Here is a 12035-nt window from a genome sequence, read left to right on the forward strand (position 1 = left end):
CGAATTTGTGTTTATCCCGATTTTCGCGATCGCAGCCGGAGTGGCGCAATCCCTGCAATACTTAAATCGGTATCATGTGATACGCGAGCCTCCGGAGCATATTTTGAACAGGTTACCTTCGAGCGCATCGGCTTTAGCGTGCAGCGCCCACGCCCTGAATCTCATTGAGAAGCGAACGCTGGATCATGAGGAGATGAAAGCACTTAACCGAGAGGTGATTGAATACTTCAAAGAGCATGTCAATCCGGGGTTTTTAGAGTATCGCAAATCTGTTACCGCCGGCGGGGATTACGGAGCCGTAGAGTGGCAAGCGGGAAGTTTAAATACGCTTGTCGACACCCAGGGCCAGGAGTTTATCGACTGCCTGGGAGGTTTTGGAATTTTCAACGTGGGGCACCGTAATCCAGTTGTGGTTTCCGCCGTACAGAATCAACTTGCGAAACAACCGCTGCACAGCCAGGAGCTGCTCGATCCGTTACGGGCGATGTTGGCGAAAACCCTTGCTGCGCTAACGCCCGGTAAACTGAAATACAGCTTCTTCTGTAATAGCGGCACCGAGTCCGTTGAAGCAGCGCTGAAGCTGGCGAAAGCTTACCAGTCACCGCGCGGCAAGTTTACTTTTATTGCCACCAGCGGCGCGTTCCACGGTAAATCACTTGGCGCGCTGTCGGCCACGGCGAAATCGACCTTCCGCAAACCGTTTATGCCGTTACTGCCGGGCTTCCGTCATGTGCCGTTTGGCAATATCGAAGCCATGCGCACGGCTCTTAACGAGTGCAAAAAAACCGGTGATGATGTGGCTGCGGTGATCCTCGAACCGATTCAGGGTGAAGGTGGCGTAATTCTGCCGCCGCCGGGCTATCTCACCGCCGTACGTAAGCTATGCGATGAGTTCGGCGCACTGATGATCCTCGATGAAGTACAAACGGGCATGGGGCGCACGGGCAAGATGTTCGCCTGCGAGCATGAGAACGTACAGCCGGATATCCTCTGCCTTGCCAAAGCGCTCGGCGGCGGCGTGATGCCGATTGGCGCGACCATCGCCACTGAAGAGGTGTTTTCAGTTCTGTTCGACAACCCATTCCTGCATACCACCACCTTTGGCGGCAACCCGCTGGCCTGTGCGGCGGCGCTGGCGACCATCAATGTGTTGCTGGAGCAGAACTTACCGGCTCAGGCTGAGCAAAAAGGCGATATGTTGCTGGACGGTTTCCGTCAACTGGCGCGGGAATATCCCGATCTGGTACAGGAAGCGCGTGGTAAAGGGATGTTGATGGCGATTGAGTTTGTTGATAACGAAATCGGCTATAACTTTGCCAGCGAGATGTTCCGCCAGCGCGTACTGGTGGCCGGAACGCTCAATAACGCCAAAACGATCCGCATTGAACCGCCACTGACACTGACCATTGAACAGTGTGAACTGGTGATCAAAGCGGCGCGTAAGGCGCTGGCGGCCATGCGAGTAAGTGTCGAAGAAGCGTAATATCAAATCGGATGGCGATACGACGTCGCCATCCGATCTTTTTATACGACGCGTACGCCCGCAGGCATCATCCGCTCCGGCGTTAACAGCACGCTTTCACTGCCGTCATCGGTTTCCGCACACAACAGCATGCATTCCGACGTTTCACCACGCATTTTCGCTTTTTGCAGATTGCATAAGACCACCACCGTTTTTCCCATCAACTCTTCTTCGCTGTAGTACGGCACCAGGCTGGTCACGGTTTGCAGTGTTTTTTCCCCCACATCAACCTGTACGATGTACAGCTTGTCGGCGTTTTCATGGCGTTTCACTTCCACAATCTTTCCGACGCGCATTTCCAGACGTGCAAAATCAGCGTAAGCCACGGTTTCCATTGCTTCCTCCCTTCGAGTAAAATTTTACTAAACTATAGAAAAAGTTTTTCTCAATCCTGTAGGCTAAAAATGGAGAATGCAGGCGTGATCACATTCGTGAGCCGCTGTGTTACCGTTACAGCGTCAAAGAAACGCGCTTTATTTACTGAAAACAGGTGACCCAATAAGCACTTCCTCTACAATGGAAGCGCACATCAGGGAAAGTAAAAAAGGTAAACATGGCAACACTAAAAGACATCGCAATCGAAGCTGGCGTATCCCTGGCGACAGTATCCAGGGTCTTAAATGACGATCCGACATTGAATGTGAAAGAAGAGACGAAACATCGCATTCTCGAGATCGCCGAAAAGCTGGAGTACAAGACCAGTAGCGCCCGTAAACTACAGACAGGCGCAGTCAACCAACACCATATTCTGGCTATCTACAGCTACCAGCAGGAGCTGGAGATCAACGATCCTTACTATCTGGCGATCCGCCACGGCATTGAAACCCAGTGCGAAAAGCTGGGCATCGAGCTCACCAACTGTTATGAACACAGCGGATTACCAGACATTAAAAACGTCACCGGTATTTTAATTGTCGGCAAACCCACGCCCGCCCTGCGCGCCGCTGCCAGCGCGTTGACCGACAATATCTGTTTTATCGACTTTCACGAACCCGGCAGCGGTTACGATGCGGTGGATATCGATCTGGCACGCATCAGTAAAGAAATCATCGACTTCTATATCAACCAGGGCGTTAATCGCATTGGTTTTATTGGCGGTGAAGATGAGCCTGGCAAGGCGGATATTCGTGAGGTCGCCTTTGTGGAATATGGCCGACTGAAACAAGTGGTACGCGAAGAGGATATCTGGCGCGGCGGTTTTTCCAGTTCGTCGGGCTATGAACTGGCAAAACAGATGCTGTCGCGGGAAGACTATCCGAAGGCACTGTTTGTTGCTTCCGATTCCATTGCTATCGGCGTACTGCGGGCAATTCATGAACGTGGCCTGAACATCCCACAGGATATTTCGCTTATCAGCGTTAACGATATCCCCACCGCGCGATTTACCTTTCCGCCGCTCTCCACCGTGCGCATCCATTCCGAGATGATGGGAAGTCAGGGCGTTAACCTGGTGTATGAAAAAGCCCGCGATGGTCGCGCGCTGCCGCTGTTAGTCTTCGTTCCCAGCAAATTAAAACTGCGCGGCACGACCCGTTAAATCCCCTTACACACTGTCCGGCAGTCGTTTTTGCCGGACAGTGCTGCCGTTTATTTTCGTGATCCAGTTAAAGTAAATGCATTTAACTGCTACTTTTTAGTAAAAATTTTACTAAACTCCCCAGCAATTACACAAACTACCATCACCATGAATGGTTCCGATTTCTCTCTACCGGGAGGCCCTATGAATCGCTGGGAAAACATTCAGCTCACCCACGAAAACCGACTTGCGCCGCGTGCGTACTTTTTTTCATATGATTCTGTTGCACAGGCGCGTACCTTTGCCCGCGAAACCAGCAGCCTGTTTCTGCCCTTAAGCGGTCAGTGGAATTTCCATTTTTTTGACCACCCGCTGCAAGTGCCTGAAGCCTTCACCTCTGAGTTAATGGCTGACTGGGGGCATATTACCGTCCCCGCCATGTGGCAAATGGAAGGTCACGGCAAACTGCAATATACCGACGAAGGTTTTCCGTTCCCCATCGATGTGCCGTTTGTCCCCAGCGATAACCCAACCGGTGCCTATCAACGTATTTTCACCCTCAGCGACGGCTGGCAGGGTAAACAGACGCTGATTAAATTTGACGGCGTCGAAACCTATTTTGAAGTCTATGTTAACGGTCAGTATGTGGGTTTCAGCAAGGGCAGTCGCCTGACCGCAGAGTTTGACATCAGCGCGATGGTTAAAACCGGCGACAACCTGTTGTGTGTGCGCGTGATGCAGTGGGCGGACTCTACCTACGTGGAAGACCAGGATATGTGGTGGTCGGCGGGGATCTTCCGCGATGTTTATCTGGTCGGAAAACACCTAACGCATATTAACGATTTCACTGTGCGTACCGACTTTGACGAAGCCTATTGCGATGCCACGCTTTCCTGCGAAGTGGTGCTGGAAAATCTCGCAGCCTCCCCTGTCGTAACGACGCTGGAATATACCCTGTTTGATGGCGAACGCGTGGTGCACAGCAGCACCATTGATCATTTGGCAATTGAAAAACTGACCAGCGCCAGCTTTGCTTTTACTGTCGAACAGCCCCAGCAATGGTCAGCAGAATCCCCTTATCTTTACCATCTGGTCATGACGCTGAAAGACGCCGACGGCAACGTTCTGGAAGTGGTACCACAACGCGTTGGCTTCCGTGATATCAAAGTGCGCGACGGTCTGTTCTGGATCAATAACCGTTATGTGATGCTGCACGGCGTCAACCGTCACGACAACGATCATCGCAAAGGCCGCGCCGTTGGAATGGATCGCGTCGAGAAAGATCTCCAGTTGATGAAGCAGCACAATATCAACTCCGTGCGTACCGCTCACTACCCGAACGATCCGCGTTTTTACGAACTGTGTGATATCTACGGCTTGTTTGTGATGGCGGAAACCGACGTCGAATCGCACGGCTTTGCTAATGTCGGCGATATCAGCCGTATTACCGACGATCCGCAGTGGGAAAAAGTCTACGTCGAGCGCATTGTTCGCCATATTCACGCGCAGAAAAACCATCCGTCGATCATCATCTGGTCGCTGGGCAATGAATCCGGCTATGGCTGTAACATCCGCGCGATGTACCATGCGGCTAAAGCGCTGGATGACACGCGACTGGTGCATTACGAAGAAGATCGCGATGCTGAAGTGGTCGATATTATTTCCACCATGTACACCCGCGTGCCGCTGATGAATGAGTTTGGTGAATACCCGCATCCGAAGCCGCGCATCATCTGTGAATATGCTCATGCGATGGGGAACGGACCGGGCGGGCTGACGGAGTACCAGAACGTCTTCTATAAGCACGATTGTATTCAGGGACATTATGTCTGGGAATGGTGCGACCACGGGATCCAGGCGCAGGATGACAACGGCAATGTCTGGTATAAATTCGGCGGCGACTACGGCGACTATCCCAACAACTATAACTTCTGTCTTGATGGTTTGATCTATTCCGATCAGACGCCGGGACCAGGCCTGAAAGAGTACAAACAGGTTATCGCGCCGGTAAAAATCCACGCGCTGGATCTGACTCGCGGCGAGCTGAAAGTCGAAAATAAACTGTGGTTTACCACGCTTGATGACTACACCCTGCACGCAGAGGTGCGCGCCGAAGGTGAAACGCTCGCAACGCAGCAGATTAAACTGCGCGACGTTGCGCCGAACAGCGAAGCCCCCTTGCAGATCACGCTGCCGCAGCTGGACGCCCGCGAAGCGTTCCTCAACATTACGGTGACCAAAGATTCCCGCACCCGCTACAGCGAAGCCGGGCATTCTATCGCCACTTATCAGTTCCCGCTGAAGGAAAACACCGCGCAGCCAGTGCCTTTCGCACCAAATAATGCGCGTCCGCTGACGCTGGAAGACGATCGTTTGAGCTGCACCGTTCGCGGCTACAACTTCGCGATCACCTTCTCAAAAATGAGTGGCAAACCGACATCCTGGCAGGTAAATGGCGAGTCGCTGCTGACTCGCGAGCCAAAGATCAACTTCTTCAAGCCGATGATCGACAACCACAAGCAGGAGTACGAAGGGCTGTGGCAGCCGAATCATTTGCAGATCATGCAGGAACATCTGCGCGACTTTGCCGTAGAACAGAGCGATGGTGAAGTGTTGATCATCAGCCGCACGGTTATAGCACCGCCGGTGTTTGACTTCGGGATGCGCTGCACCTACATCTGGCGCATCGCTGCCGATGGCCAGGTTAACGTGGCGCTTTCCGGCGAGCGTTACGGCGACTATCCGCACATCATTCCGTGCATCGGTTTCACCATGGGGATTAACGGCGAATACGATCAGGTGGCGTATTACGGTCGTGGACCGGGCGAAAACTACGCCGACAGCCAGCAGGCTAACATCATCGATATCTGGCGCAGCACCGTCGATGCCATGTTCGAGAACTATCCCTTCCCGCAGAACAACGGCAACCGTCAGCATGTCCGCTGGACGGCACTGACTAACCGCCACGGCAACGGTCTGCTGGTGGTTCCGCAGCGCCCAATTAACTTCAGCGCCTGGCACTATCCCCAGGAAAACATCCACGCTGCCCAGCACTGTAACGAGCTGCAGCGCAGTGATGACATCACCCTGAATCTCGACCACCAGCTGCTTGGCCTCGGCTCCAACTCCTGGGGCAGCGAGGTGCTGGACTCCTGGCGCGTCTGGTTCCGTGACTTCAGCTACGGCTTTACGTTGCTGCCGGTTTCTGGCGGAGAAGCTACCGCGCAAAGCCTGGCGTCGTATGAGTTCGGCGCAGGGTTCTTTTCCACAAATTTGCACAGCGAGAATAAGCAATGAGGATCATCGATAACTTAGAACAGTTCCGCCAGATTTACGCCTCTGGTAAGAAGTGGCAACGCTGCGTTGAAGCGATTGAAAATATCGACAACATTCAGCCTGGCGTCGCCCACTCCATCGGTGACTCATTGACTTACCGCGTGGAGACAGACTCCGCGACCGATGCGCTATTTACCGGGCATCGACGCTATTTTGAAGTGCATTACTACCTGCAAGGGCAGCAAAAAATTGAATATGCGCCGAAAGAGACATTACAGGTAGTGGAATATTATCGTGACGAAACTGACCGCGAATATTTAAAAGGCTGCGGAGAAACCGTAGAGGTCCACGAAGGGCAAATCGTTATTTGCGATATCCATGAAGCATATCGGTTTATCTGCAATAACGCGGTCAAAAAAGTGGTTCTCAAAGTCACCATCGAAGATGGTTATTTCCATAACAAATAACAACTACGGCGGCAAAAGGAGTTTGCCGCCACCGCTACCCTACACATTTTCGGAGATGTGTTATGTCTGATACCAAACGTAATACAATCGGCAAATTCGGCTTGCTCTCGCTGACTTTTGCCGCCGTTTACAGCTTTAACAACGTTATCAATAATAATATTGAGCTTGGACTGGCCTCGGCACCGATGTTTTTCCTCGCGACGATTTTTTATTTTATTCCCTTCTGTCTGATCATCGCAGAATTTGTTTCGTTAAATAAAAACTCAGAAGCCGGTGTCTACGCGTGGGTAAAAAGTTCGCTGGGCGGGCGTTGGGCATTTATTACTGCCTATACCTACTGGTTCGTAAACCTGTTCTTTTTCACCTCGCTGTTGCCGCGCGTTATTGCTTATGCTTCGTATGCCTTCCTCGGCTACGAATATATTATGACGCCGGTTGCCACCACCATTATCAGTATGGTGCTGTTCGCCTTCTCCACCTGGGTTTCCACCAACGGGGCGAAAATGTTGGGGCCAATTACCTCCGTCACTTCAACGCTGATGCTGCTGTTAACGCTCTCCTACATTTTACTGGCAGGTACGGCGCTGGTTGGCGGCGTACAGCCTGCTGACCCCATCACCGTTGACGCGATGATCCCGAACTTCAACTGGGCGTTCCTCGGCGTTACCACCTGGATCTTTATGGCCGCAGGTGGCGCGGAGTCCGTCGCGGTGTACGTTAACGACGTCAAAGGCGGTTCGAAATCGTTCGTTAAAGTGATCATCCTCGCCGGGATTTTTATCGGCGTACTGTATTCCGTCTCCTCGGTGCTGATTAACGTCTTCGTCAGCAGCAAAGAGTTGAAATTTACCGGCGGATCGGTGCAGGTATTCCACGGCATGGCGGCGTATTTTGGTCTACCGGAAGCGTTGATGAATCGCTTTGTCGGTCTGGTGTCCTTTACCGCGATGTTCGGTTCCCTGCTGATGTGGACCGCAACGCCGGTGAAAATTTTCTTCTCCGAAATCCCGGAAGGCATCTTTGGTAAGAAAACCGTCGAACTGAACGAAAACGGCGTTCCGGCGCGCGCAGCGTGGATCCAGTTCCTGATCGTCATCCCGCTGATGATTATCCCGATGCTCGGTTCCAATACCGTGCAGGATCTGATGAATACTATTATTAATATGACCGCCGCAGCGTCCATGCTTCCGCCGTTATTCATCATGCTGGCTTACCTGAATTTACGCGCCAAATTAGATCACCTGCCACGCGATTTCCGTATGGGCTCCCGCCGCACCGGTATTATCGTTGTTTCAATGCTGATTGCGATATTTGCCGTAGGGTTTGTCGCTTCGACATTCCCGACTGGCGCGAATATTCTGACCATCATTTTTTATAACGTCGGCGGTATTGTTATCTTCCTTGGCTTTGCGTGGTGGAAATACAGTAAATATATAAAGGGATTAACGGCTGAAGAGCGCCATATTGAAGCGACGCCAGCCAGCAATGTTGATTAAGCAGAATAATAAAAAATGAGCAGGCATTTTCCCTCTTCCTGGATGAGGAGAGGGAAAATAGTTTCTGCCTTTATATTTTTATAATTACAACGATAAAAGGCTGTACTTTTTCTTTAGCTCATGGATTAACACAATGAAATTAATCACTGCACCATGCAGAGCATTACTTGCTCTGCCGTTTTGCTACGCCTTTTCTGCGGCAGGAGAAGAAGCACGTCCGGCAGAACATGACGACACAAAAACACCTGCAATTACCTCGACATCTTCTCCTTCATTTCGTTTTTACGGCGAATTAGGGGTTGGTGGATATATGGATTTAGAGGGTGAGAATAAACATAAATACAGCGACGGCACCTATATTGAAGGTGGCCTGGAGATGAAGTACGGCTCCTGGTTCGGCCTGATTTACGGCGAAGGCTGGACCGTGCAGGCCGACCACGACGGCAATGCCTGGGTGCCAGACCATAGCTGGGGTGGTTTCGAGGGAGGAATTAACCGTTTCTATGGCGGTTATCGTACCAATGATGGCACCGAAATCATGCTCAGTCTGCGTCAGGATTCCTCGCTGGATGACCTGCAATGGTGGGGCGACTTCACCCCCGATCTGGGCTACGTCATTCCCAATACCCGCGACATTATGACCGCGCTGAAGGTGCAGAACTTAAGCGGCAACTTTCGTTATAGCGTCACCGCCACACCTGCCGGACATCATGACGAAAGCAAAGCCTGGCTACATTTTGGCAAGTACGATCGCTATGACGACAAATACACCTATCCGGCAATGATGAACGGTTACATCCAGTATGACCTTGCCGAAGGCATCACCTGGATGAACGGTCTGGAAATCACCGACGGCACAGGACAGCTCTATCTCACGGGCCTGCTAACTCCTAACTTTGCCGCTCGCGCCTGGCACCATACCGGACGCGCCGACGGGCTGGACGTACCGGGAAGTGAAAGTGGGATGATGGTGAGCGCCATGTATGAAGCGTTAAAGGGCGTTTATCTCTCCACCGCTTACACCTACGCCAAACATCGCCCTGACCACGCTGACGATGAAACCACCTCTTTCATGCAGTTTGGTATCTGGTACGAATACGGCGGCGGACGTTTCGCCACGGCTTTTGATAGCCGCTTCTACATGAAAAATGCCTCTCACGATCCCAGCGACCAAATCTTCCTGATGCAATATTTCTACTGGTAATAAGGACTGTAATTTCATGAAAATAAAAACTATTTTAACGCCAGTAACCTGCGCTCTGCTGATAAGTTTTTCCGCCCATGCCGCTAACGCCGACAATTATAAAAACGTGATTAACCGTACTGGCGCGCCGCAGTACATGAAGGATTACGATTACGACGATCACCAGCGTTTTAATCCGTTTTTCGATCTCGGAGCCTGGCATGGTCATCTGTTGCCAGACGGCCCTAACACCATGGGCGGCTTTCCGGGCGTTGCGCTGCTGACGGAAGAGTACATCAACTTTATGGCCAGCAATTTCGACCGCCTGACCGTCTGGCAGGACGGCAAGAAAGTCGACTTTACGCTGGAGGCATACAGTATTCCCGGTGCGCTGGTGCAAAAACTGACAGCAAAAGATGTGCAAGTCGAAATGACTCTGCGCTTCGCCACGCCGCGCACGTCACTACTGGAAACCAAAATCACCAGCAATAAACCGCTGGATCTGGTGTGGGACGGCGAACTGCTGGAAAAACTGGAAGCGAAAGAAGGGAAACCGCTTTCCGATAAAACCATTGCTGGCGAATACCCTGACTATCAGCGCAAAATCAGCGCCACCCGTGATGGCCTGAAAGTCACCTTTGGCAAAGTGCGCGCCACCTGGGATCTGCTGACCTCCGGCGAATCGGAATATCAGGTGCATAAATCCCTGCCGGTGCAGACTGAAATCAACGGTAATCGCTTTACCAGTAAGGCGCATATCAACGGTTCGACGACGCTCTATACCACCTATTCCCATCTGCTGACCGCTCAGGAAGTTAGCAAAGAGCAAATGCAGATCCGCGATATTCTGGCGCGTCCGGCGTTTTATCTCACCGCCTCGCAGCAACGCTGGGAAGAGTATCTGAAGAAAGGGTTAACCAATCCGGATGCGACGCCGGAACAGACGCGCGTCGCGGTGAAAGCGATCGAAACGCTCAACGGTAACTGGCGCTCGCCTGGCGGCGCGGTGAAATACAACACCGTCACGCCGTCGGTGACCGGGCGCTGGTTCTCCGGCAATCAGACCTGGCCGTGGGGTACCTGGAAGCAGGCGTTTGCGATGGCGCATTTCAATCCGGACATCGCCAAAGAGAATATCCGCGCGGTCTTCTCCTGGCAGATCCAGCCCGGCGACAGCGTGCGTCCGCAGGATGTGGGCTTTGTCCCCGACCTGATAGCGTGGAACCTTAGCCCCGAGCGTGGTGGCGATGGCGGCAACTGGAACGAACGTAATACCAAACCCAGCCTTGCCGCCTGGTCGGTGATGGAAGTGTATAACGTCACCCAGGATAAAACCTGGCTGGCAGAGATGTACCCGAAACTGGTGGCCTATCACGACTGGTGGTTACGTAACCGCGATCACAACGGCAACGGCGTGCCGGAATATGGCGCGACCCGCGACAAAGCCCACAACACTGAGAGCGGCGAGATGCTGTTTACGGTGAAAAAAGGCGATAAAGAAGAGACGCAGTCTGGGCTGAACAACTACGCCCGCGTGGTGGAGAAAGGCCAGTACGACAGTCTGGAAATTCCGGCACAGGTTGCTGCATCGTGGGAATCGGGCCGTGATGACGCCGCCGTCTTTGGTTTTATCGACAAAGAACAGTTGGATAAATATGTCGCTAATGGCGGCAAACGTAGCGACTGGACGGTGAAATTCGCCGAAAACCGCAGTCAGGACGGAACGTTGCTGGGCTACTCGCTATTGCAGGAGTCGGTGGATCAGGCCAGCTATATGTACAGCGATAACCATTATCTGGCGGAGATGGCGACCATCCTCGGTAAGCCAGAAGAGGCCAAACGCTATCGCCAGTTGGCACAGCAGCTCGCGGACTACATCAACACCTGTATGTTCGACCCGACTACCCAGTTCTACTATGACGTACGTATTGAAGATAAACCACTGGCGAACGGCTGCGCGGGCAAACCGATTGTTGAGCGCGGTAAAGGGCCGGAAGGCTGGTCGCCGCTGTTTAACGGTGCGGCAACGCAGGCCAATGCCGACGCGGTGGTGAAGGTGATGCTCGATCCTAAAGAGTTCAACACCTTTGTCCCGCTGGGAACGGCGGCGTTAACCAATCCGGCTTTTGGCGCTGATATCTACTGGCGTGGGCGCGTATGGGTGGATCAGTTCTGGTTTGGTCTGAAAGGGATGGAGCGTTACGGTTATCGTGATGATGCCCTGAAGCTGGCGGATACGTTCTTCCGGCACGCCAAAGGGTTAACCGCCGATGGACCAATTCAGGAAAATTACAACCCGCTGACAGGCGCACAGCAAGGCGCACCAAATTTCTCCTGGAGTGCCGCGCATTTGTATATGTTGTATAACGATTTTTTCCGTAAGCAATAATTTGCAACTGCTGGCGGATGCGGCGTAAACGCCTTATCCGCCCTACATGTGCAATCCTCCTGGCCGGATAAAACGCGGCAAGCGTTGCATCCGGCAACTGCACCGCGCCACTGGCGGATGCGGCGTGAACGCCTTATCCGCCCTACATGTGCAATCCCCCAGGCCGGATAAAACACGGCAAGCGTC

Annotated in this window: 8 protein-coding genes; 7 read left to right on the top strand and 1 reads right to left on the bottom strand. The window is 52.6% G+C overall.

The window, feature by feature from the left end:
- Nucleotides 1-103: 103 nt before the first annotated feature.
- Nucleotides 104-1483: a putrescine aminotransferase gene (gene ygjG / locus RTW80_RS00125; RefSeq protein ID WP_001301395.1), complete on the top strand. Its 1380-nt coding sequence runs from the start codon at nucleotides 104-106 to the stop codon at nucleotides 1481-1483.
- A 41-nt stretch (nucleotides 1484-1524) separates the two neighbouring features.
- On the opposite strand, the gene RTW80_RS00130 is transcribed toward ygjG, so the two are convergent.
- The gene (locus RTW80_RS00130; protein WP_000450589.1) at nucleotides 1525-1857 is read right to left on the bottom strand and encodes a tRNA-binding protein; all 333 of its coding nucleotides are present in this window, start codon (nucleotides 1855-1857) and stop codon (nucleotides 1525-1527) included.
- A 218-nt stretch (nucleotides 1858-2075) separates the two neighbouring features.
- On the opposite strand from RTW80_RS00130, the gene ebgR reads away from it, so the two are divergent.
- The 6 genes from ebgR (at nucleotide 2076) to ygjK (ending at nucleotide 11849) form a co-directional block, all read left to right on the top strand.
- Nucleotides 2076-3059, top strand: a complete 984-nt coding sequence (ebgR, locus tag RTW80_RS00135) for a transcriptional regulator EbgR (protein ID WP_000212477.1) — start codon at nucleotides 2076-2078, stop codon at nucleotides 3057-3059.
- 183 nt (nucleotides 3060-3242) lie between these two features.
- A complete protein-coding gene (gene ebgA, locus RTW80_RS00140; protein WP_001082893.1) occupies nucleotides 3243-6335 on the top strand; it encodes a beta-galactosidase subunit alpha in 3093 nt (1030 codons plus the stop codon).
- Nucleotides 6332-6781, top strand: a complete 450-nt coding sequence (locus RTW80_RS00145) for a beta-galactosidase subunit beta (RefSeq protein WP_001219954.1) — start codon at nucleotides 6332-6334, stop codon at nucleotides 6779-6781. Before ebgA ends, RTW80_RS00145 begins: the two co-directional genes overlap by 4 nt.
- Nucleotides 6782-6843: 62 nt before the next feature.
- On the top strand, nucleotides 6844-8277 hold the full coding sequence (locus tag RTW80_RS00150; RefSeq protein WP_001285446.1) for an amino acid permease: 1434 nt from the start codon (nucleotides 6844-6846) through the stop codon (nucleotides 8275-8277).
- A 133-nt stretch (nucleotides 8278-8410) separates the two neighbouring features.
- On the top strand, nucleotides 8411-9481 hold the full coding sequence (gene ygjJ / locus RTW80_RS00155) for a protein YgjJ (RefSeq protein ID WP_000767652.1): 1071 nt from the start codon (nucleotides 8411-8413) through the stop codon (nucleotides 9479-9481).
- 16 nt (nucleotides 9482-9497) lie between these two features.
- Nucleotides 9498-11849, top strand: coding sequence for an alpha-glucosidase (ygjK, locus tag RTW80_RS00160; protein ID WP_032248009.1), 2352 nt, complete (start codon nucleotides 9498-9500; stop codon nucleotides 11847-11849).
- Nucleotides 11850-12035: the final 186 nt, after the last annotated feature.

It is taken from the genome of Escherichia sp. AM3 (assembly GCF_032029835.1).
GTDB lineage: Bacteria > Pseudomonadota > Gammaproteobacteria > Enterobacterales > Enterobacteriaceae > Escherichia > Escherichia coli.